Here is a 21,260-nt window from a genome sequence, read left to right as displayed (position 1 = left end):
GTTCTTAGTATGTAATATTGCATATGAGAGTGTATTGATAAAAGTGTAAGGGGTCACTATAATGAGGGCATAAAGATAAATCACATTTTCGTAGCAATAAAAAAGGAGGAAATAATATGGAAATCGCAATGGCAGTTTAAAATTTGTAGGTGGCGTAATCCCGTTAATTCAAGAACTTTTAAAAGCATTTATGTAGGTTTATTAGTTAGCTATCATTTATCAATCATTATCATATCTTACTAAAAAAAGAACGGGGTGATTTTTCTGAATATTAAGAAAAACACTAAAAGAAGAAAGTTCCTTGCATGTTTATTAGTTAGTCTATGCACTATTAATTATTCATCTATTTCCTTCGCAGAAACACAAGTAGGTAATGCAACTGATGTAATCAAAAATGCTAGTGGCATTGATACTGGTATAGCAAGCCTTAAATATAATAATCAAGAGGTTTTAGCTGTAAATGGTGATAAGGTAGAGAGCTTTGTTCCGAAAGAAAGTATCAATTCAAATGGTAAATTTGTAGTAGTGGAACGCGAGAAAAAATCACTTACAACTTCACCAGTCGATATTTCGATTATTGATTCTGTGGTGAATCGTACGTATCCAGGGGCGGTACAACTTGCAAATAAAGCTTTTGCAGACAATCAACCGAGTTTATTAGTGGCTAAGAGAAAGCCTTTGAATATTAGTATAGACTTACCTGGCATGAGAAAAGAAAATACAATTACTGTCCAAAATCCGACATATGGTAATGTGGCTGGAGCAGTAGATGATTTAGTATCTACTTGGAATGAAAAGTATTCTAAAACACATACGTTACCTGCAAGAATGCAGTATACAGAATCTATGGTTTATAGTAAATCACAAATCGCAAGTGCCCTTAACGTTAACGCTAAATATCTCGATAACAGTCTAAACATCGATTTTAATGCGGTTGCAAATGGAGAGAAGAAAGTGATGGTAGCGGCATATAAGCAAATATTTTATACCGTAAGTGCTGAACTACCTAACAATCCATCCGATCTTTTTGATAATAGTGTTACTTTTGGTGAGTTAACTCGTAAAGGTGTAAGTAATTCGGCTCCACCTGTTATGGTTTCAAATGTAGCTTATGGTAGAACTGTTTATGTAAAATTAGAAACAACATCTAAGAGTAAAGATGTACAAGCTGCTTTTAAAGCTTTACTTAAGAATAACAGCGTCGAAACGAGTGGACAGTATAAAGATATTTTTGAAGAAAGTACCTTTACTGCTGTAGTATTAGGCGGAGATGCGAAAGAGCATAACAAGGTTGTTACTAAAGATTTCAATGAAATCCGAAATATCATTAAAGATAATGCTGAATTAAGTCTTAAAAATCCGGCATACCCAATTTCATATACAAGCACTTTCTTAAAAGATAATGCAACTGCTGCTGTTCATAACAATACAGATTATATTGAGACGACAACTACAGAATATTCAAGTGCTAAGATGACACTTGATCATTACGGTGCTTACGTTGCTCAATTTGATGTATCTTGGGATGAATTCACATTTGATCAAAATGGGAAAGAAGTACTAACACATAAAACATGGGATGGTAGCGGCAGAGACAAAACAGCTCATTACTCTACAGTTATCCCTCTTCCGCCAAATTCAAAAAATATAAAAATCGTAGCTAGAGAATGTACTGGTCTTGCATGGGAATGGTGGAGAACAATTATTAATGAACAAAATGTTCCATTAACAAATGAAATAAAAGTTTCAATTGGAGGAACAACATTATACCCAACGGCTAGTATTAGTCATTAGGTATAAAAAAGCGCCCTGTAAGCAGGGCGCTTTTTTACTTAGTCACAAATTTTACTCTTTCCAAAACTGTTCTAGCAAAATAACGATCATAGTACCTACAAGTAATCCGTTACTTAAAACATATTGTAAGGAAGAAGGAACTCCGCTAAATGCACTTTCTGGAAGAAACATTATACCCAAACTGATTAATAATGAAATTCCTAATATAGTGAATCGGCGTTGATTTAATTCTTCACGTAAAATGGATTGAAATGAAATGCCTATTACTTGGACAAATGTTGCTAAAAGTGCAGCATTAGCAATAGGTCCTGGTAGCAAGGATATAAAGCTTACAATTGAGGGGATAAAAGAAATACCTGCTAATATAAGACTTGCTATAAGGAACGACTTCACTTTTCTTTGTCCTGTTAGTTGAATAAATCCTGCCGATGCAGGTAATGGTACAATTCCAATGGTAGAGAACAATGATGAGATAATATGTGATATACCTCCGACCCATACACCACGGTTCAGTGTTCGCTTTTCACTTTCTTTCGATAACGGAGCTACTTGTTTTACAGCCGAAATAGCAGCGATTGTATTTGCAACTAAAAGAAAGGTAAATAAAGTTGCAGTTAGAGTCATTCCGATATCAAATCTAGGTGTGCCCCAAGCAAATATCTCTGGTAATTTAACTAGCGTTGTGTGCGAAGGTATATGAGATGATTTTCCTAATACTGCATACAAAAGCCAACCGCATGAAATTCCAAGTAATACAGCGTAACTTTTCATCCATCCTTTCCCTTTAATTGATAAGAACGTAATAAGGGCAAAAACAAAGAGCGCAATAGTAGCTGTTGTATAGTCAGGATGAGTTGCAGATCCTTGTAATCCCATCATGCCTTTTAGTAACACACCACTAAGCTGAAGTGCTAAGATTAAAAGAAAAGTTCCTGTAACTAAAGGGGTAAATAAACGTAAGATTCGATGAACAAGCCCTGTTATACCAAGAACGAAGAGTAATATACCTGCAATAATTAAACCACCTTCTAAAAGTTGTAATACATCTTTTGCACTCTGTCCTTGATGCATAGCGACTTGTCCCAATATGACAAATATACTTACCCATGAACCGGCTGGTCCATCCGCAATAGGATAGCGATGCCCAAACCATGCTTGTATAAATGAGCTTACTCCTACTACTAAAAAAGTTCGCTGCATTAATGTTGAGATATCTTCTATTGGTAAATGGAATATACCACCAATAATGATAGGTAATGCAATTGCATTTGCTAATAAAAACACAAACCACTGTAGAATACTGAAGCTCGTATCAAAGTGTTTTTTATTCATATTATTCTCCTTTTGCCGAAAAAGAATTTCATAGTAAAAATCCATCCTTTCTACACAGTTAGATTAAAAAGGATGGATTTTGTAAATCTATAAAATTATTTTAATTATATAGATAGATTTTTAATTAATTACCATGTACGGAATGGTAAGAATTTCCCGTTAAGTGTAATCACGATACGAGGGTCGCCACCTTTTGGATCTTCTTGTGTGTCCACACCTAGATTGAAGTTAATTGCACTCATTACACCGTCGCCGGCTTTTTCTAAGATTAATTCTCTAATAGTTGGTGCATATTGTAACATCATTTCATATAAACGATATGCAATCGGGTCAGTAGGAGGCATTTCCATTACTTGGCCACGAAGTGGAACTACTGTTAATGCTTGAACTACTTCTTCATCTAATTCTAATAGTTTACCGATTTTTTCTGCTTCTGGACGTGTCATTGTAGCTTGTCCTAATAACGCTGTTACAACCCAAGTCTCAGAGTTTTCACTTACTTTTGCAATTTCTTCCCAAGTTAACCCTTTTTTAATTTTTGCCGCTAGAATTTTTTGCGTAGCTTCTTGTCTATTCATATCTAATACTTGTTTTTTCATATCTAATAACTTCCCTTCATATACGTAATAATTATTATTTTATTTCACTATTTAACGCTTTATATCCATCAACCACTACATCTAATTTACCTGTGTGAGGATCGATAACTAAACCATGCACAGGAACATCTTTTGGAATAAGTGGATGATTTCTTACTAAATCAACATTAGCTTGAGTTGAATCGCAGACATCATCGAATCCAAATAACCATTTTTTAAGGTCAACACCAGCATATTCAATCGCTGATAAAATTTCTGGTGAAGCTACTCCGCGATCTAATATTTTTTGAAGTGATCCTTTTGGATTCGTTTGGCTCGCACCGCATCTATGGTGTCCAATAAGGAAGATTTCATCTGCATTTAAATCGTATACTGACGCGACAACACTTTGCATAACACTATCGAAAGCAGAAGCGATTTTACCACCTGCATTTCTGATGACTTTTGCATCACCATCGTGTATATCTAAAGCTTTTGGGAGTAGCTCAATTAAACGAGCATCCCTGCAAGAAACAACAACCATACGTTTTTTAGGCATTTTTGTCGCTTCACGAGGAGCGTATTCCTTATTTTCTACAAATTGTTCATTGAACGATAGAATTTCTTGTAATAACATATTTGTAACCTCCTTTAAATCTAGATGTATTTTTTTGTTGCGTCCTCTGTGTTATAAGTAAATATAACTGATAAATAATGTGATGTAAGAGGATAAACTAAGTATAGTGAATTGTATCGATAAGCAGAATAAGTTGGCGAAACACTTTCGGGCTTTCTACTTTCACGGTGAAAGGATTGGTTTATATCATTGATCAAACAGATTTTGAGATACTGAAATTATTAGGAGAAAACTCAAGAATACAATGGAAAGAACTTGGTCAAAAAATACATATGACGGGGCAGGCTGTAGGAAATCGAATTCGAAGGTTAGAGGATTTAGGGATTATTGAGCAATACACAATCGCAATAAACCGAATCAAATTAGGACAAGTAGTGACTGCATTTGTTACTTTGTTCGTAACAACAGCTAATCACCAAGAGTTTATGAATTTCTTTCAAGGAGAAGAAGGGATTTCTGAAGTGCATCGTATAAGTGGTGAGGGGTGTTATTTATTAAAAACACATTTTGCGTCCAATGAAGACTTAGATAACTTTCTAGGACGACTATTAAAATACGGGAATTATCGTGTTAACTTATCAATAGGAAAGTTAAAATAAACTTTTTGCAAGTTTATGGTTCTTTTTACTTGTGGCTAAGACATGTCTCAACAAATAATTATTGATTATTTTACATCTGATTTTTCTTTTTTCATTATTTGCTTTTGACTAGTGAAGGGAACTTTTTTTAATATCAAAACTCCTGCGCTGTATGCAACAGGGATTCTATTATTACTTACCTGACGGTATAATCCTATTTCATCTTATAGCTTATTTTGAAGAATCATGTATAGGTTTTGATTTAGTGTCCTCAGGCATTTCAAAGGTTTGATTATGGTTAGATTTCAAATCTTCGTTAGGAATTGCTGGCAATGCGTCTTCAGGTGAATTATGGATTGGCAAAGAAGTTGTTGTTCCATCTACACTTGTTGTAACTGACATTGGTTGATTTTGATCAATTTTTGTACCTTTGTCCATCTTTTTTGCGAATTCTTTTTCACTTTTATTTGTTTGTCTCTATTCTATTTTTTTATTCGATTCTAGTTTGTTCGTTTTCATATCTTCTGTATCTACTGCATCATCCGCTAATAATGTTTTAAGCATTTTCCACTACCTCCTTGTTTAAGATTACATTTAGCATAAAACAAGTATCTGGAGTTTATTTGGAGTTCATCTAGATTTTATGTAAGTTTTGCATGTAGGGGCACCATACGAAAAAAGAAAATTGTGCGTTTGGACAAAAAGTAGCCGATTCCCTGTATGTTAAGGAACCGGCTACTTTCTATACTACCTTTTTATGTTTATGAAATTAAAAATGATAGAGTAGAAATCATGTATGAAATAAATGTAAGTAACACAAGGAAGAATATAAGCATGGTATTGGATATACATCGTTCTATTCTTTTTTTCATTTAAATTTACTTTATTTTTTCAATTTGGTAGGATCAATTTGAAGTTGACCTTTCCAAGAACCAGATAATTTTCCAATCCTGCTTATATTTACATCTAATGTAAGCGGTTGTTTGAAAGAATCTTTTCCTTTAGGACCTTCGATAAATGTGATGACGCCTTCAGGTCTATCCTTAAAACGAATACCAATTTCCTTTAATGCTACACCTGATGCCTTTAGTTCGAATGGCCCATCATTTGCTCCTTGAATAAATGCTAATTGTCCGAAGTACCCATTTTTCTTATACTCGGGGTTATTTTCTTGTTGACCGTTTACTTTTCCGTCATCTTCAAGTTCTAACCCTGTTGTATCAAATTCAAACGGTACTACATTTCCATCTTCTTTTTCAATTTTGTAATGAACGGATATACGTGCATCCGCTATATATAATTCTTTCAGATGTACTGTAACACCTTGATCTGTAATCTTTTCATCAATAGGAATAAATTGACCTTTCGTAACATCTCTTCCTTCTTCAATAATCCTATCATTTGAAATTGCATTGGAAAAATAAGAGGCTACATCTGTAGCTGCAACTCGAACTTGTGGAATCATGGCTGTAGCAAAAAGCCCTACTACGGCTACTGCAGTATACATGAAACGTTTTGATTTTTTATTCATATTTGTAAATAATCCCTTCTTCTGTTCAGGTTTTTGATTGATATAAGAAATATCTTCTAATTTTGCGCGATTTTCAAATGCTTTCCACGCTTGGTCTACATCAATTTTGATTTCCTTTGATGAATGTACTATTTCTTCCTCTAACATGACATTTTCCCATTGATTTAATTTACTAATTTCTAGTAATAAGTCTTGGCATACGTTACACGTATCTAAATGTTTTGTGAATTCTTTTCTTGTCTCATAAGGTAATTCCCCATCCATATATGCTTGAATAAATCCCACATCATAACAATTCATTTATTAAGCCTCCTCTAATTGTTTATAAATCTTACGAAACTTTTGTTTGGCTCGGACCAATAATGTTCCAATAGAAGATATGTCGATTTGAAGCACTTCGGCAATTTCCTTATACTGAAAACCAGAAAATTTCATCAATAAAATGGTTCGATCCCGTTCATCCATGTTACTGAGGATCATTTGTACCTTTGTAATTTCTTCTTGTCTAATCCAGTCATCATCTAATGATGAAATATGTTGTACTTCATGATATTGTATGGTTTTATTTACTCTTGCCTGATGTCGTTTTTCAGATCGTAGATATTTATACGCTACATAAGTAGAAGATTTTATTAGCCATCCGGGTAAGTGTTCAATTCTCTTCCAATCGTTGCGATATAGCTGTAAAAAGACTTCTTGGGCTAATTCTTCAGCGATAGTCTGATTTTTGACAATCCATACGATTTGTTTCACAACGTAAACATAGTTTTGTTTAAACAAATCTTCAAATGTCACATCCGAAAAAGGGCTGTCTTCCTTTTTTATTTTTAACATGTCAGTTAAAACCTCACTCTCATTTGATGCCTGTATTATAGAGAACCCGGAATAACGGGTTTTGTGACAAAAATTTTTATTTTTTATTATGTACGAAAAAAATATTCATCTGTTAAGATGAAAAAAGGATGACAGTGTTCGAGTTGTAATAGTGTGACTAAACACGCTCATTTACGCGCTTTACAAGATTACACACTTCTATTTGAAATGATAACTACTAATAGAAAATTGAGGGATTTTCTTAATATGCAATCTAGCTCTGCTGTTAAAAGACTCTTCCAAACAATGAACATCTCCCACACAGGTGACAACAAAGGACGAATATATGATTTAACTTCGTTTCAATCATAATTTTGCTATAATAAATAAGTATTTACGTGAAGGAGAGTGTGAAATGAAGTTTAATATCGATCATTATATAGCTAGCGTTTTACAGTGGATATTAAATATAGCGTTAATTATATTGTCCATTGTTTTATCGATCTTTTTAATAAATGAGACAATCACATTTATTCAATACATATTTTCAACAAAGGAATATACGTCGTATAAATTGGTTGAGAGCATCATCGTTTATTTCTTATACTTTGAGTTCATCGCATTGATTATTAAGTATTTTAAGTCGAATTATCATTTCCCGTTACGTTATTTTATTTATATCGGAATTACGGCGTTAATTCGTTTAATTATCGTATCTCATGAGGAACCGATGGAGACGTTGTTATATGCGGGATCTATTCTTGTTTTAGTCATTGCTTTATACATATCAAATATGAGAGATTTGAGAAAAGAGTAGTAGTGCAGACATAAGTTTGCACTACTTTTTTATGTCTTGACCTTCAAGTTACTTGAAAGTTTACAATGTAAATAGGGCGTTTGAAATTGAAAAAAATTGAGAAATTAAGTGAAGAGGTTTCTTTTACTTGGAGGTTATAATAATGAATCAGGAATTGAAGTTACGTCCTTTAGAACGGGAAGATCTAAAGTTTGTACACGAACTTAATAATAATGCTCATATTATGTCGTATTGGTTTGAAGAGCCGTATGAGGCATTTGTAGAGCTACAGGATTTATACGATAAACATATACATGATCAAAGTGAACGCCGATTTATCGTTGAGAAAGATAATGAGATGGTTGGATTGGTCGAGTTAGTGGAAATCGATTATATTCATCGTAGAACAGAATTCCAAATTATTATTGATCCAAATTATCAAGGACATGGTTATGTAGCAGAGGCGACGCGTTTAGCGATGGATTACGCTTTTTCTGTATTAAATATGCATAAGATTTATTTAGTTGTGGATAAAGAGAATGAGAAAGCAGTCCATGTGTATAAAAAGGTTGGATTTATAGTGGAAGGCGAGCTTTTAGACGAGTTTTTCGTTGATGGTAACTATCATAATGCGATAAGAATGTGTATGTTCCAGAAGGAATATTTTGAAAGCAAATAGTTGAATGATTTGGAAGTAATGTTGACGCTTCATAAAACCGTGTGCTAAAATCCCTTTTAAGTATTAAGGAAGGTGCAGAACATGCTTTATATAAAATTTGTAAAACTCATTAGAAAACTTTGCTCCGCACAAATGTATACGGTGAAGCGTTGTACGGAGCTTAATCAAGGGGTATAAATCCCCTATATTCATCGGCTGAATAACTTTTTGAAAAAAGTATAGTTTATCTATGCTTATTTGATTATGGTTTTTCAGCTGATGTATAAAATAGATTAAGGGGCCATAGACAATGCTTTGTCTATGGCCCTTTGTGTATATTATTCCAATGAGCTTTTACTATAAATTGGAGTAGTATGGGAAAACCACGAAGCAGAGGGCTAGTGTCGAATGACGCTATCTCTCTGCTTTTTTTAATTTCAGGAAAAGAGGAATAAAAATGAGTTTACTTAAAGTTGAAAGTTTATCACATAGTTTTATAGACAAAGTATTATACGAAAATGCTTCTTTTGATTTGCATAAAGGAGAACATATGGGGATTGTTGGACAGAATGGTGCAGGAAAAAGTACGTTAATGAAAATATTGGTGGGGGAAATTATTGCTGATAAGGGGAGCATTAAGTGGCAACCTAATATTCAAATTGGACATCTTGATCAATATGCAGAAATTGATGGGAGCTATACCATTTCACAATATGTAAAGCGGGCCTTTTATGATTTGTTTGAAATGGAAAAGAGAATGAATAAAATATATGAAGAAAGTGCGATAAATGGAGATGAAAATCAACTATTGAAAGCAGCTGAAATACAAGGGCAGCTTGAGACTCGTGATTTCTATTTAGTAGACAGCGTAATAAATAAGGTGGCAGCAGGTTTAGGTATTGATGCTATTGGGATGGATCGTGTGATTGGGGAATTAAGCGGTGGACAACGGGCAAAGGTAATTTTGGCAAAGCTTTTATTAGAAGAGCCTACTATTTTATTACTAGATGAACCGACGAATTTTCTTGATAAAGAGCATGTTGAATGGCTTGCTAATTATTTAATGAATTTTGAAGGAGCATTTATTGTCGTATCACATGATTTTGATTTTCTAGAAAAAGTGACTTCTTGCATATGTGATGTAGAGTTTGGAACGGTGAAGAAGTATTACGGAAAATACTCAGATTTTGTAAGACAAAAGGAGCATTTGCGAAAAGATTATATGCGCCAATATTATGCACAACAAAAGAAAATTGAAAAAACGGAAGAGTATATTCGTAGAAATATTGCCGGAGTGAATTCAAAAATAGCACAAGGACGTAGAAAGCAGTTGCAACGTATGGAAAGAATTGCACCGCCAAGTTTTACTCATAAACCGTTTATTCATTTTCAGGAGCTTCCCATTTCAGTTCAGACAGTTCTGGAAGTAAATAACCTTGAAGTTGGTTACGATTTTGCTCTCTTACCAAAATTGAATTTTTCAGTAATGGGTGGGGAAAAACTTGTTATTACAGGGTTCAATGGGGTAGGGAAATCTACTTTATTAAAAACAATCGTTGGAAATATTACTAGTATTTCTGGAGAGTTTTACTTCTCAGAGCAAATAAAGATTGGATATTATGAGCAAGATTTAAATTGGAATAATGATTCTTTAACGCCGCTTCAAATTATTTCGGAGCAGTTTCCTAAACTAAGCGTGAAGGAAATACGTCATCATTTAGCTGCGTGTGGTGTGAAGGATACTCATGTTTCCCAAGAAATGCGTACGTTGAGTGGTGGTGAACAATCAAAGGTTAAATTATGCGGATTGTTATTATCACCTTGTAATTTCTTAATCTTAGATGAACCGACGAATCATCTAGATGCAGAAGCAAAGGAAGCTTTGCAAAAGGCGTTAATACAGTTTAAGGGGAGCGTTATACTCGTATCTCATGAGGCAAGTTTTTATCTTGATTGGGCAGATAGTATTTTTAATATAGAGACAGGATTAGTTAAGGGGGTGTGAAACATATGATTGAAAACAATTGGAAAACAAAAATTATATTATTTTTGACCGCTCAAACGATTTCGTTATTCGGTTCATCTCTCGTACAGTACGCGATTATATGGTATATCACCTTAACGACATCGTCAGGGTTAATGTTGACCATTTCAACTGTTTGCGGTTTCCTACCACAAATCGTGATTTCTTTATTTGCAGGTGTGTGGATTGATCGTTACGAGCGTAAAAAAATGATTATGTTATCGGACGGGGTTATAGCAATTGCTACGTTAGTTTTAGCAGTTCTATTTGTAACAGGATATAAAAGTATTTGGTTACTTTTTATAGTACTACTCATTCGTTCAGCTGGGACAGGGGTACAAACGCCAGCTGTGAATGCATTAATCCCACAAATCGTTCCGAAAGATCATCTTATGAAAGTGAATGGGATAAATAGCAGTATTACATCTTTAATTATGTTTCTTTCTCCAGCAGCAAGTGCTGCAATTCTTTCTATTGCTAGCATTGAAACGACATTTTTTATTGATGTTATTACGGCTATGATTGGAATTAGTATTATGTTTATCATTCAAGTGGAGAGACATGTGAATACAGAGAGTAAGCAAAAATCTAATCTACAAGGTATAAAAGAAGGCTTTGCTTACTTAAAAGAAAATGTATTTATTAAAAGGCTACTCTTTTTATTAATTATTGTCATGATTTTAATAAGTCCAGCCGCCTTTTTAACACCTTTAATGGTAACTCGTTCTTTCGGTGCAGAAATGTGGAGACTTACTGCTAGTGAAATGACTTTTAGTGCGGGGGCGGCAGCTGGTGGCGTATTGATTGCGGCATGGGGTGGTTTCCGTAATCGTATGCATACAACAGCGCTAGCTTGTGCGTTGTATGGACTGCTTATGATTGGACTAGGGATTGCTCCGGTATTTATTGTGTATTTAGTATTTAACTTTTTAATTGGTATAACAATGCCGTGCTTCAATACACCGGTTACCGTGTTATTGCAGGAAAAAGTAGAACCTTCTATGCACGGAAGAATGTTTAGTCTTGTACAAATAGCTAATTCATGCGCGCTTCCTTTAGGAATGATAATATTTGGTCCATTGGCTGATATGTTTAGTGTAGAAATTTTGTTAATTTATGCTGGGATATTCGTGCTATTGTGTGCGATTTATGCTGTAGTAAGCAAGAGGTTTGAAGTGTAAATATTTATGTTTGAAAAGGTTTGTGAGGCAATTTAAGGTGCTTTATAAACCTTTTTCGACTTATGCTAATCAATAATTATTTATTGTAAAACGATAAAAAATTATTGACGAATGATTTTATTTTAGGTAATATGATGTTAATAATCTAAGGGTAATGATATGAATAGAGGAGAATGTGAAATGATAAATAAATACGTAGTAGCTATTTCTTTCATGATTTTAGCGATCATTTCTTTAGCTATACATGCTTCAAACAGTAAAGTGGGAGCGAATGGATTCCTTGAAGAACCTTTCTTTTTCCTAGTACCAATAAGTTATGTATTGTTCTTGAGTGGTATTGGTGTATTACTATTTGGATTTGTTACTTCAAAGCTGAAAAAAAATAATAGATAAAATGAAGTTTAAGTAGTGAGGGATCAATTAATCAGGACAAAATACTCACTATAAAATAGGAACATACTATATGGAAGAAAAATATTAAGTGAGCTGAATCATGATGAATCATTATTTTTATAGTGGTAGACAAGTGGGAGCAGCTATTACACTGGCAGGAGCACAGGGGACAATTCATGCTGTGAATCAAGCGATTCAAATGCAGCAACAAGCATATTTTGCACAAATGATGCAAGGGCAGTATATGCCTTACTCACAGCCTCCAATGCAAATTGTACATTACGATGTGCATCCAGCGGGTTTATTTTCCATTCCGTATGGCGGGACATACTTCTTATGAAAGAAAGCGACTGATTAGAGTCGCTTTCTTTTTTTTATATTCCGCCTAGTTTCATGCCAAGGAATGCAAAAAGGATACCAATCATATAAGTGGCACTTAAATATAGAAATAGTATGCCAAAGTTTTTGCGGTTGAAAAGCTGAATAGATTCTAATTTAAACGTCGAAAATGTCGTGAAGGCACCCATAAATCCAGTCCCTAATAATAATTGCCAACTTGTAGTGACATCGTTGCCAATTATATATCCAAGTAGAAACGCTCCTGTTATATTGATGAGAAATGTAGCAATTGGAAAGGAAGTTTTATTTATTTTTTTAAACCAATTGCTAATTGCAAATCGTGTAATTGCACCGAAGAAACCTCCAGTCGCTACTAATAAAGCTTCCATCATAAGTGATCACCTTCCGCAAGTTGTTTCTTTATTAAGGAATCACCTAGTGTATAGCCAAAGCCAGACATAATGAGGCCACCAAGTATACTGCATGATACATATAAGAAAGCCGTACCCCATTCAGAAAGATTGATTAATTGTACGGTTTCTACACTGAACGTTGAAAACGTCGTAAAGGAACCGATGAACCCAGTCCCGATGCCTGTGATCATTTCTGAAGGTAAGATGTTTCGCCAAGCAATATACGTAGTTAGCCATGCTAATAAAAAGCAGCCGATTAAGTTAATGAGCAACGTGGCTAGTGGAAATGAATGATGCCATGAAGTATGAATAGTAAGACCTAAATAATAGCGAGAAAGGGCTCCTAATATACCGGCTATGCCAACAATAATATAAATCAATTTCTTCACCTCTTTAAATAGCTTGCTCAAAAAAATAGACTCCTACCAGTAGTTATACTGGTAGGAGTCATTAGCTAAGCAGCAGTTATGGCGAACTCCATCGCCTATGATTATTACATATAGTGTACTAAACATTTTGTTGGATTTCCAGTGAAGGAGTCGGGGTATTTTGTATTTTTGATAATTTAAGAGTGAGAATAATTACTTATAAACTAAATATAGTGATACAGAGTTTTCGATGTGATAAAATATTTCTTATGTCTGTCATTCAGTTTTAGTTAACTGAAAATAAAGAAAATTAAACCGTGTGTTTTAGAAAAGGGGCGTTTATTTGAAAAAAATATTAAAAATAGTACTTATATGTATTTTAGTAGGGGTGGGAGTTGTAGGTGGTTTTTTAGCGTATATGACACTTACAAAAGAACAGCCTGCTGATGTTATAAGTTTAAAGGTGGAAAATAATAAGGAGCGCGTATTAGCGCCTGACAATGATTTTAAAGTTACAACATTTAATATTGGATATGCTGGATTAGATAAGGATCAAGATTTCTTCATGGATGGCGGAAAGGGATCTGGTTCAAGTAGTAAAGAGCAAACGGAAACGAATTTAAAGAATATGCTTTCGTTTTTACAAAATGAGAATAGTGATTTTGCGTTATTACAAGAAGTTGATATAAAATCACTGCGCTCTTTTGATGTAAATGGGCATGAGTTTTTGAAAAAGGGACTATCTGATTATGCTTCTTCATTTGGAAAGAACTATGATACAAAATGGGTCCCTGTCCCAATTACAAGTCCAATGGGATATGCGGAGGCTGGATTAAGTACGTTTTCTAAATATAAAGTGCAAACAGCGGAGAGGTTCCAGCTTCCTGGAGTGGAACCTTGGCCAAAGCGTTTGTTTGATTTAGATCGAGCGATTGTTGAGCATAAAATCCCTGTTAGTAATGGGAAGTTTGTTAGACTCGTAAATTTACATTTGTCTGCGTATGATGAAGGCGGACAAATTAGAAAGCAGCAAGTAGAGTATTTAAAAAAATATATGAACAAGCATTATAAAAATGGTGATTACGTAATAATGGGCGGAGATTGGAATCAATTACTTTCTGATGTTCAGTTAAGTGATCCGAAGTTTGTGAAAGAACGTCCAGAATGGTTAGTAGAGTTGCCGAAGGACTTTACTAATGGTGGCTTTAAGTGGGCTGTAGATCCGTCTGTTATGACGGTGAGAGATGATGTGAAGAAGTATGTGGAAGGTGAAAACTTTGTCACGATTATTGATGGCTTTATCGTTTCACCGAATGTTGAGATTGTAAATGTGCAAGGAAAAGATTTAAAGTTTGAAAATAGTGATCATAACCCAGTGAGTGCGGTCTTTAAGTTGAAGTAATTAAGTGTAGAAAGTGGGATTTTATACATGGAGTGGTTAAAGAAAACTTGTTTTTCTAACCTGGAGAAAGAATCACAGAAAAATCATTTATTGTTGTTTATCACGATTTGTAGTTTCTTCCTTGGAATCATCGCGATTGGGTATTACGGATATATTTTTACAGAGAGAGCAATAGCGTTTTGGGTTTGCGGTATTTCAGTTGTTGTATTTGGAACGCTTCTTACTTTTATAGAAAGCATGGAAGCGATGTATAAATATATTATGACATTTATGCTGCTTATTATGTCTTTCATTATGGTACAAGCTTTTAATGAAAGTCCGGCTGTATTTCAAATGGTCTACTTTACATTAGCAGTTTCACTTATTTATTTAAGTGAACGTCTCGTTATCATTCTCGGCGGAGTGGCGGTTGTTATTACATTTATTCTTTGTAGTTATTGGCCGGAGCAATTTTTTGCTTATACAGCGGCATCTGAAGCTGCAAACTTCGCAAGCTTGTTAGCAATCGTAACGATCGCTATGTGGGGCGTAACGAAGATTGGTTCTAATCTGCTAGCTCGCTTAAGTGATGAGAAGCAAGAAGTAATGAGGAAAGCTCAGGAGCTAGAAGAAACGCAAAGACTTATTGAGGAAACGGTTGTAAAGTTAGATAGTAATTTCAATCATTTAAGACAAAATATGAATACATCGATGGAGTCGATGAGTGAAATTAATTTCGCTTTTGAAGAAGTGGCAGTTGGTACCCAATCACAATCAGAGATGATGCATCGTTCGGTAGAAGTATTGAATGATATGGAAGGAAATATTGAACAAATCATTTCTCAAGTAAGAAATGCGTCACTTCGTATGGATGAAAGTTTAGAAATTTCAAAGGGCAGTGTGCATACTTTACGAAATTTTGAAGTGAATATGAGAAGTTTAAACGATGTTGTTTCACAATCAGGAATTATATTTAGAGATTTAATGATGCAGTCGAAGCAAATTAATGAAATTGTAGATGTAATAACGAATATTTCAAGTCAGACGAGTTTGCTAGCTTTAAATGCAAATATAGAAGCTGCAAGAGCAGGAGAGCATGGAAAAGGATTTGCTATTGTAGCGAATGAAGTATTAAAGCTTGCTGAAGAATCAAATCGTTCTGCGGGGAGAATTCAAGGGATTTTAAAGGAGTTTAGTAATCAAGCAAGTAAAGTGGAAGTACAGGTAGAGAAATCAGAAAGAGTACAAGAAGAATGTAACGGAATGTTAGCAAGTGTTTTAACAAATGTAACGGATTTAGGGAAGTTTATTGATGTAATTAATGATGTAATGAGAGAGATTGTTGATCATCAAGAAAGTTTCCAAGTTAAAACGACGAATATCGTAAAGGATGTTACACATGCTTCTCATGTAATTCAGCAAACTTCTGCTGCTACGGAAGAAGTATTGGCAAGTGTGGAAGAAGAAAAACATCGCAATGATACATCAGTGAAGACGTTACATACGGTTAGCGAGCAAGTGAAGTTGCTAGAAGATATTTTAGAAAAGTAATATCCCTTAAAATGGGCACACCATGTGTGCTCTTTTTTCATTTAAATGAATACTTGATAGTAATTTAATTGCTTTTCTGCGCGTTTTCTGCCAAGCTTAAGGAGATAAAGTGAGACTAATACCTACTGATTATTAGTTGAACCTCGCAAATAGCGGGATAAAATACTTCAAAGAAAGAATTATATAGGTGACGCATATGATTGAAGTTAAGACTTCTGAACTTAGTGATGGAGAATTTAATAGAGGTGTATTTGCAACTCGTGATATTAAAAAGGGTGAGTTGATTCACTCAGCACCAGTTATCTCTTATCCGAATGAACAGCATGAACACATTGAGAAAACGTTACTTGCTGACTACGCATTTGAGTATGGGGTAAATCATACGGCATTCCTGTTAGGATACGGCATGTTATTTAATCATGCATATAATCCGAATGCAACGTATGAAATTGTCTTTGAGAATCATACGTTTAACTTCTTCGCTTATAAGGATATAAAAGCGGGAGAAGAAATTTTAATCAACTATAATGGTGAAGTTGATGATGACGAACTATTATGGTTTGATAAGGAAAAAGAAGAGAACGAAAAGTAATTTATAATAAGTGATGAAAATAAAGTAAAGATTACAAAAAAATACCACTTTATTTTCGTGTGATATAGTAAGATACTGAAGGATAGTGTTTTGAAAAAGTAATATATTTTACAAATTGTTGTCTTTCTGATGACATGTCAAGTTTAGTAGCTCATTTGGGTTGCTTTATTATGCAATATATATTTTAATATGAGTGGAACCTCTTATAAATTAAGAGGTTTATAGGTGTCTCGAATTGATTTTGGGTACACTGTATCCACCACTTTAGGTTCGTTCATGTATGTGGGGATATTATGGGCCCGTATAACGGGATAAAAAGAATATAGAAATAGAGGAATCGTAAAATGAATATGCAAGAGGTTTATGAATATTTAAGTACGGTATTGCCTGAAGGTCATGTGAAACAAGATGAAATGTTAAAGAATCATACGCATATTAAAGTTGGCGGAAAAGCAGATGTGTTCGTTGCACCGACAAATTATGATGAAATTCAAGAAGTTATTAAATATGCTAACGAATATAATATTCCAGTTACGTTTTTAGGAAATGGATCGAATGTCATTATTAAAGACGGTGGAATTCGCGGGATTATAGTAAGTTTAATTCACATTACAGGTGTGACTGTAACAGGAACTACGATTGTAGCACAGTGCGGTGCAGCAATTATTGATGTATCACGTATTGCATTAAATCATAATTTAACGGGTCTTGAGTTTGCTTGTGGTATTCCAGGTTCAGTTGGCGGAGCATTATATATGAATGCTGGTGCTTACGGCGGTGAAGTATCGTTTGTGTTAACAGAAGCTGTTGTGATGACAGGTGATGGAGAGCTACGTACTTTGACGAAAGAAGCATTTGAATTTGGATATCGTAAGAGTGTATTTGCGAACAACCATTATATTATTCTTGAAGCGAGATTTGAACTTGAAGAAGGTGTGCATGAAGAAATTAAAGCAAAAATGGATGATTTAACGTTTAAACGTGAATCAAAACAGCCTCTAGAATACCCTTCATGTGGTAGCGTATTTAAGCGCCCACCCAATAACTTTGCGGGTAAATTGATTCAAGAATCAGGACTACAAGGTAAGCGAATTGGCGGAGTGGAAGTTTCTTTAAAACACGCTGGATTTATGGTTAATGTGGATAACGGCACAGCACAAGATTACATTGATTTAATTCACTTTGTACAAAAGACTGTTGAAGAGAAATTTGGCGTGAAGTTAGAGCGAGAAGTAAGGATTATTGGAGAAGATAAAGAGTAACGAAATACGTATGAAAATGTGAATTATTTTAAAATAACATTTGGGTATTGTTGACAATTTGTTTTCAATTCAATATAATGGCTAATAATTTAACAAATAATATACGTTGAAAGAGCCCAGTAGCAGTTTGTCACTGTTAATGAGAGAGCTAGGGGTTGCTGGAACCTAGCACAAACAAACTTGCGAATTACACTCTGGAGTATCTTAGGTAATGCTAAGCGGATTGGCAATCGATATTATTGCTAAGAGTGGTATGAGTAGCTATGCTATTTATACAAACTGGGTGGTAACACGGTGAATAATCGTCCCTATGTCATAGACATAGGGACTTTTTGTTTTCAAAAAATAGAGGGGATGACAAAAGATGAATATTATTGATGAATTAGAATGGCGTGGCGCTATTAATCAACAGACGGACGAAGAAGGTTTACGTAAGCTAGTAGAAGAGAAACAGATTTCACTATACTGCGGAGTTGATCCGACTGGTGACAGTATGCATATTGGCCATTTGATTCCGTTTATGATGATGAAGAGATTCCAGTTAGCTGGCCATCATCCAGTTATTTTAATTGGCGGGGCAACAGGAACAATTGGTGATCCGAGCGGACGTCAATCAGAACGTCAACTTCAAACGTTAGAAGTCGTTCAGCATAATGTGGATGCGTTAACAGCACAAATGAAAAAGCTATTTGATTTTGGCGGAAATAGCGAAGTGAAGATGGTAAATAACTACGACTGGACACATGAAATAAATATTATTGAGTTTTTACGTGATTACGGGAAAAACTTTAGCATTAATAGTATGTTAGCGAAGGACATTGTAGCGAGTCGTTTAGATACAGGAATTTCTTTCACAGAATTTACGTACCAAATTTTGCAAGCGATGGACTTCCATCATTTATACACGAAAGAAGATGTTCAACTGCAAATTGGTGGTAGTGACCAATGGGGAAATATTACGAGTGGTTTAGATTTAATTCGTAAGTTAGAAGGGCACGAAGCGAAAGTATTCGGACTAACAATTCCGTTATTATTGAAATCTGATGGTACGAAGTTTGGTAAATCTGCAGGTGGTGCGGTTTGGCTTGATCCTGAAAAAACAACACCGTTTGAATTTTACCAGTTCTGGGTGAATACAGATGACCGTGATGTAGTGAAATACTTGAAATACTTTACGTTCTTAACGAAAGAGCGCATCGATGAATTGGCAGTGAAGGTAGAAACAGAGCCTCATAAACGTGAAGCACAAAAAGTATTAGCGGAAGAAATGACGAAATTCGTTCATAGCGAAGAGGCGCTCCTACAAGCTGTGAAAATTACAGCAGCATTATTTAGCGGAGATATTAAATCGTTAACAGCTGATGAAATTGAACAAGGTTTTAAAGAGATGCCAACATTCGAGTCTTCAAAAGAGACGAAAAACATCGTAGAATGGCTAGTTGATTTAGGAATTGAACCATCTAGACGACAAGCACGTGAGGATATTAATAATGGAGCTATTTCGATGAATGGCGAAAAGGTAACAGATGTGGGTACAGATGTTACTGTAGAAAATTCATTTGATGGACGATTTATTATTATTCGTAAAGGGAAGAAGAACTACAGCCTAGTTAAATTAGGATAATAATTTGTGTGAAAGGATGGGAGTAGGAAGAATACTTCCATTCTTTCATATACACAATTTAGACATGAAATAATCAGTAAATTTAGATAATTTAAAGGGTTATATGACTTTTCTGCCGAATAAATAAGTTAGAGAAAATTACGGATAAAAATAGCCCGAATCATGCAGGGCATGATTCGGGCTTATGTTCAGATTAGTAAGCTAAGCTGAATAGACCTTTAATGTGTGATAAGTAACGAACGTTACTTGCTTCTTTCATTAATGATGCTGGTAAGCCTTTAAGTGGAGTATTGCTTGCTCCGATTGTAGCAACAGCATCTTTACGTCCTAGACTAGCAAGTGTTCCAGAGTTTACAGGTGCGAACTCTTCGAATGCTTTGCCTTCTAGTGCTGCGTATAAGTTGTATCCAATTAACTCACCCATTTGCCAAGCGATTTGTGCAGTTGGTGGGTATGGACGTCCGTCTGGAGCGAAGACAACAGCGCTGTCTCCAGCAACGAATACGTCTTTGTGAGAAGTAGATTGTAGGTATGCATCAACTGTTGCACGACCACGGTTTACTTCAAGACCTGATTCACCGATTAATGGGTTACCTTGTACGCCACCTGTCCAAGCGAATGTGTTAGCAACAAGTTTTTGACCGTCTTTTAAGTCGATTTCATTGCCAGCAACGTTTGTTACAGGAAGACCTGTTAAGAATGTAACACCGCGTGCTTCTAGGCTAGTAGTTGCACGTTCGATTAAGTGGTCTGGTAATACTGGAAGGATTTTTGGACCTGCTTCAACAAGAAGAAGTTTAACTTCTTTTGGATTTACGCCGTGGCTTTTTGCAAGTTTAGGCATAATGTCAGCAAGCTCACCAACTAGCTCAACGCCAGTTAATCCGCCACCACCAATTACGATTGTAGCATCAGCTTCGTTTTTCGTTTTCGCGTATTCACGAATACGGTCTTCAACGTGTTTGTAGATTTTGTTTGCATCAGCAGCAGATTTTAATACCATGCTGTTTTCTTCTAGTCCTGGAATACCGAAGTAAGCAGTTTTACTTCCTAAAGCAACTACAAGTGCATCGTAAGATAAAGTAGTGCCGCCAGCTAGTTTGATTTCTTTGCTATCAACTGAGAATGACTCAACTGTTGCGATTTTAAGATCGATATCTTTACCTTTGAAAAGCTTTGTAAGTGGCATTGCAATTGCTTGCTCAGCAACGTTACCAGCTGCAAGGCGGTGTAATTCAGTGATGATTTGGTGTGTTGGGTATTGATTAATCACTGTAACTTGTGCTTCTGATTTGCTGTAATATTTACGTACGTTTAAAGCGGCAAGAAGACCGCCATAACCAGCGCCTAAGATGACAATTTGTTTTGACATAGTATGATATCCCCCGTCTTTACTAATTGTTGTTATAAGTTAAA

Annotated in this window: 22 protein-coding genes, 1 pseudogene, 1 riboswitch and 1 other annotated feature; of the genes and pseudogenes, 14 read left to right on the top strand and 9 right to left on the bottom strand. The window is 35.0% G+C overall.

Annotated features, from left to right (window positions below; translation table 11 throughout):
- Positions 1 to 255: 255 nt before the first annotated feature.
- On the top strand, positions 256 to 1,794 hold the full coding sequence (gene alo, locus PDL00_RS27590; protein ID WP_270732538.1) for an anthrolysin O/cereolysin O family cholesterol-dependent cytolysin Alo: 1,539 nt from the start codon (positions 256 to 258) through the stop codon (positions 1,792 to 1,794).
- A 51-nt stretch (positions 1,795 to 1,845) separates the two neighbouring features.
- Here alo and PDL00_RS27585 read toward each other — a convergent pair whose 3' ends face one another.
- The 3 genes from PDL00_RS27585 to PDL00_RS27575 all read right to left on the bottom strand — a co-directional run bounded on the left by PDL00_RS27585 (position 1,846) and on the right by PDL00_RS27575 (position 4,341).
- Entirely contained in the window at positions 1,846 to 3,126 is a 1,281-nt protein-coding gene (locus PDL00_RS27585) for a purine/pyrimidine permease (protein ID WP_270732536.1), read from the bottom strand.
- Positions 3,127 to 3,254: 128 nt separating this feature from the next.
- The gene (cynS, locus tag PDL00_RS27580; protein WP_270732565.1) at positions 3,255 to 3,704 is read right to left on the bottom strand and encodes a cyanase; all 450 of its coding nucleotides are present in this window, start codon (positions 3,702 to 3,704) and stop codon (positions 3,255 to 3,257) included.
- Positions 3,705 to 3,759: 55 nt separating this feature from the next.
- Positions 3,760 to 4,341, bottom strand: a complete 582-nt coding sequence (locus PDL00_RS27575) for a beta-class carbonic anhydrase (protein WP_270732534.1) — start codon at positions 4,339 to 4,341, stop codon at positions 3,760 to 3,762.
- A 167-nt stretch (positions 4,342 to 4,508) separates the two neighbouring features.
- Between PDL00_RS27575 and PDL00_RS27570 the strand changes: the two genes are divergently transcribed.
- A complete protein-coding gene (locus PDL00_RS27570; protein ID WP_002008929.1) occupies positions 4,509 to 4,940 on the top strand; it encodes an Lrp/AsnC family transcriptional regulator in 432 nt (143 codons plus the stop codon).
- A gap of 210 nt (positions 4,941 to 5,150) precedes the next feature.
- On the opposite strand, the gene PDL00_RS27565 is transcribed toward PDL00_RS27570, so the two are convergent.
- From PDL00_RS27565 to PDL00_RS27555, 3 genes are all read right to left on the bottom strand, one after another.
- Positions 5,151 to 5,357, bottom strand: coding sequence for a hypothetical protein (locus tag PDL00_RS27565; RefSeq protein ID WP_242254644.1), 207 nt, complete (start codon positions 5,355 to 5,357; stop codon positions 5,151 to 5,153).
- A 445-nt stretch (positions 5,358 to 5,802) separates the two neighbouring features.
- On the bottom strand, positions 5,803 to 6,750 hold the full coding sequence (locus tag PDL00_RS27560) for a DUF4179 domain-containing protein (protein ID WP_242254642.1): 948 nt from the start codon (positions 6,748 to 6,750) through the stop codon (positions 5,803 to 5,805).
- A 3-nt stretch (positions 6,751 to 6,753) separates the two neighbouring features.
- Positions 6,754 to 7,284 (bottom strand): RNA polymerase sigma factor SigX, encoded by a 531-nt coding sequence (locus tag PDL00_RS27555; protein ID WP_242254640.1) that lies wholly within the window; start codon positions 7,282 to 7,284, stop codon positions 6,754 to 6,756.
- Between the two features lie 132 nt (positions 7,285 to 7,416).
- On the opposite strand from PDL00_RS27555, the pseudogene PDL00_RS27550 reads away from it, so the two are divergent.
- From PDL00_RS27550 to PDL00_RS27520, 7 genes and pseudogenes are all read left to right on the top strand, one after another.
- A pseudogene (locus PDL00_RS27550) lies at positions 7,417 to 7,635 on the top strand (nuclease-related domain-containing protein); the annotation flags it as partial.
- Between the two features lie 43 nt (positions 7,636 to 7,678).
- Positions 7,679 to 8,080, top strand: a complete 402-nt coding sequence (psiE, locus tag PDL00_RS27545) for a phosphate-starvation-inducible protein PsiE (protein ID WP_000671178.1) — start codon at positions 7,679 to 7,681, stop codon at positions 8,078 to 8,080.
- Positions 8,081 to 8,222: 142 nt separating this feature from the next.
- Positions 8,223 to 8,738, top strand: a complete 516-nt coding sequence (gene speG / locus PDL00_RS27540; protein ID WP_270732530.1) for a spermidine N1-acetyltransferase — start codon at positions 8,223 to 8,225, stop codon at positions 8,736 to 8,738.
- Positions 8,739 to 9,174: 436 nt separating this feature from the next.
- Complete coding sequence (locus PDL00_RS27535) at positions 9,175 to 10,722, top strand: ABC-F family ATP-binding cassette domain-containing protein (RefSeq protein ID WP_242254636.1); 1,548 nt, start codon at positions 9,175 to 9,177, stop codon at positions 10,720 to 10,722.
- Between the two features lie 5 nt (positions 10,723 to 10,727).
- Positions 10,728 to 11,921, top strand: a complete 1,194-nt coding sequence (locus PDL00_RS27530; protein WP_242254634.1) for an MFS transporter — start codon at positions 10,728 to 10,730, stop codon at positions 11,919 to 11,921.
- Between the two features lie 159 nt (positions 11,922 to 12,080).
- A complete protein-coding gene (locus tag PDL00_RS27525) occupies positions 12,081 to 12,314 on the top strand; it encodes a DUF3955 domain-containing protein (protein WP_081110345.1) in 234 nt (77 codons plus the stop codon).
- Positions 12,315 to 12,414: 100 nt separating this feature from the next.
- Entirely contained in the window at positions 12,415 to 12,654 is a 240-nt protein-coding gene (locus tag PDL00_RS27520) for a DUF3947 family protein (protein WP_000980963.1), read from the top strand.
- Between the two features lie 34 nt (positions 12,655 to 12,688).
- Here PDL00_RS27520 and crcB (PDL00_RS27515) read toward each other — a convergent pair whose 3' ends face one another.
- Together crcB (PDL00_RS27515) and crcB (PDL00_RS27510) are read right to left on the bottom strand one after the other, a co-directional pair.
- Positions 12,689 to 13,045, bottom strand: coding sequence for a fluoride efflux transporter CrcB (crcB, locus tag PDL00_RS27515; protein ID WP_242254632.1), 357 nt, complete (start codon positions 13,043 to 13,045; stop codon positions 12,689 to 12,691).
- Entirely contained in the window at positions 13,042 to 13,446 is a 405-nt protein-coding gene (gene crcB, locus PDL00_RS27510; protein WP_242254686.1) for a fluoride efflux transporter CrcB, read from the bottom strand. Before crcB (PDL00_RS27510) ends, crcB (PDL00_RS27515) begins: the two co-directional genes overlap by 4 nt.
- Before the next feature lie 54 nt (positions 13,447 to 13,500).
- Positions 13,501 to 13,560, bottom strand: a riboswitch (Fluoride riboswitch).
- 217 nt (positions 13,561 to 13,777) lie between these two features.
- On the opposite strand from crcB (PDL00_RS27510), the gene PDL00_RS27505 reads away from it, so the two are divergent.
- The 5 genes from PDL00_RS27505 to tyrS all read left to right on the top strand — a co-directional run bounded on the left by PDL00_RS27505 (position 13,778) and on the right by tyrS (position 19,844).
- Positions 13,778 to 14,836, top strand: coding sequence for an endonuclease/exonuclease/phosphatase family protein (locus tag PDL00_RS27505; RefSeq protein ID WP_242254630.1), 1,059 nt, complete (start codon positions 13,778 to 13,780; stop codon positions 14,834 to 14,836).
- 27 nt (positions 14,837 to 14,863) lie between these two features.
- Positions 14,864 to 16,366, top strand: coding sequence for a DUF4077 domain-containing protein (locus PDL00_RS27500; protein ID WP_242254628.1), 1,503 nt, complete (start codon positions 14,864 to 14,866; stop codon positions 16,364 to 16,366).
- A gap of 196 nt (positions 16,367 to 16,562) precedes the next feature.
- Entirely contained in the window at positions 16,563 to 16,958 is a 396-nt protein-coding gene (locus tag PDL00_RS27495) for an SET domain-containing protein (RefSeq protein ID WP_000573651.1), read from the top strand.
- A 344-nt stretch (positions 16,959 to 17,302) separates the two neighbouring features.
- Positions 17,303 to 18,220, top strand: a complete 918-nt coding sequence (gene murB, locus PDL00_RS27490; protein WP_242254626.1) for a UDP-N-acetylmuramate dehydrogenase — start codon at positions 17,303 to 17,305, stop codon at positions 18,218 to 18,220.
- 97 nt (positions 18,221 to 18,317) lie between these two features.
- Positions 18,318 to 18,533 (top strand) — a binding site (T-box leader).
- 51 nt (positions 18,534 to 18,584) lie between these two features.
- On the top strand, positions 18,585 to 19,844 hold the full coding sequence (gene tyrS, locus PDL00_RS27485) for a tyrosine--tRNA ligase (protein ID WP_242254624.1): 1,260 nt from the start codon (positions 18,585 to 18,587) through the stop codon (positions 19,842 to 19,844).
- Between the two features lie 193 nt (positions 19,845 to 20,037).
- On the opposite strand, the gene PDL00_RS27480 is transcribed toward tyrS, so the two are convergent.
- Entirely contained in the window at positions 20,038 to 21,216 is a 1,179-nt protein-coding gene (locus PDL00_RS27480) for an NAD(P)/FAD-dependent oxidoreductase (protein ID WP_270732525.1), read from the bottom strand.
- Positions 21,217 to 21,260: the final 44 nt, after the last annotated feature.

Origin of the sequence: Bacillus cereus group sp. TH152-1LC (genome assembly GCF_027710505.1) — a bacterium.
Classification (GTDB): domain Bacteria; phylum Bacillota; class Bacilli; order Bacillales; family Bacillaceae_G; genus Bacillus_A; species Bacillus_A mobilis.
This window is presented reverse-complemented; position numbering and strand designations above follow the sequence as displayed.

Bases quoted from the DNA above. Each gene is read 5' to 3' on its own strand.
- PDL00_RS27585 (WP_270732536.1), bottom strand. From the start codon at position 3,126: ATGAATAAAAAACACTTTGATACGAGCTTCAGTATTCTACAGTGGTTT.
- cynS (WP_270732565.1), bottom strand. From the start codon at position 3,704: ATGAATAGACAAGAAGCTACGCAAAAAATTCTAGCGGCAAAAATTAAA.
- PDL00_RS27575 (WP_270732534.1), bottom strand. From the start codon at position 4,341: ATGTTATTACAAGAAATTCTATCGTTCAATGAACAATTTGTAGAAAAT.
- PDL00_RS27565 (WP_242254644.1), bottom strand. From the start codon at position 5,357: ATGGACAAAGGTACAAAAATTGATCAAAATCAACCAATGTCAGTTACA.
- PDL00_RS27560 (WP_242254642.1), bottom strand. From the start codon at position 6,750: ATGAATTGTTATGATGTGGGATTTATTCAAGCATATATGGATGGGGAA.
- PDL00_RS27555 (WP_242254640.1), bottom strand. From the start codon at position 7,284: ATGTTAAAAATAAAAAAGGAAGACAGCCCTTTTTCGGATGTGACATTT.
- psiE (WP_000671178.1), top strand. From the start codon at position 7,679: ATGAAGTTTAATATCGATCATTATATAGCTAGCGTTTTACAGTGGATA.
- speG (WP_270732530.1), top strand. From the start codon at position 8,223: ATGAATCAGGAATTGAAGTTACGTCCTTTAGAACGGGAAGATCTAAAG.
- PDL00_RS27535 (WP_242254636.1), top strand. From the start codon at position 9,175: ATGAGTTTACTTAAAGTTGAAAGTTTATCACATAGTTTTATAGACAAA.
- PDL00_RS27530 (WP_242254634.1), top strand. From the start codon at position 10,728: ATGATTGAAAACAATTGGAAAACAAAAATTATATTATTTTTGACCGCT.
- PDL00_RS27525 (WP_081110345.1), top strand. From the start codon at position 12,081: ATGAATAGAGGAGAATGTGAAATGATAAATAAATACGTAGTAGCTATT.
- PDL00_RS27520 (WP_000980963.1), top strand. From the start codon at position 12,415: ATGATGAATCATTATTTTTATAGTGGTAGACAAGTGGGAGCAGCTATT.
- crcB (WP_242254632.1), bottom strand. From the start codon at position 13,045: ATGATGGAAGCTTTATTAGTAGCGACTGGAGGTTTCTTCGGTGCAATT.
- PDL00_RS27500 (WP_242254628.1), top strand. From the start codon at position 14,864: ATGGAGTGGTTAAAGAAAACTTGTTTTTCTAACCTGGAGAAAGAATCA.
- PDL00_RS27495 (WP_000573651.1), top strand. From the start codon at position 16,563: ATGATTGAAGTTAAGACTTCTGAACTTAGTGATGGAGAATTTAATAGA.
- murB (WP_242254626.1), top strand. From the start codon at position 17,303: ATGAATATGCAAGAGGTTTATGAATATTTAAGTACGGTATTGCCTGAA.
- tyrS (WP_242254624.1), top strand. From the start codon at position 18,585: ATGAATATTATTGATGAATTAGAATGGCGTGGCGCTATTAATCAACAG.
- PDL00_RS27480 (WP_270732525.1), bottom strand. From the start codon at position 21,216: ATGTCAAAACAAATTGTCATCTTAGGCGCTGGTTATGGCGGTCTTCTT.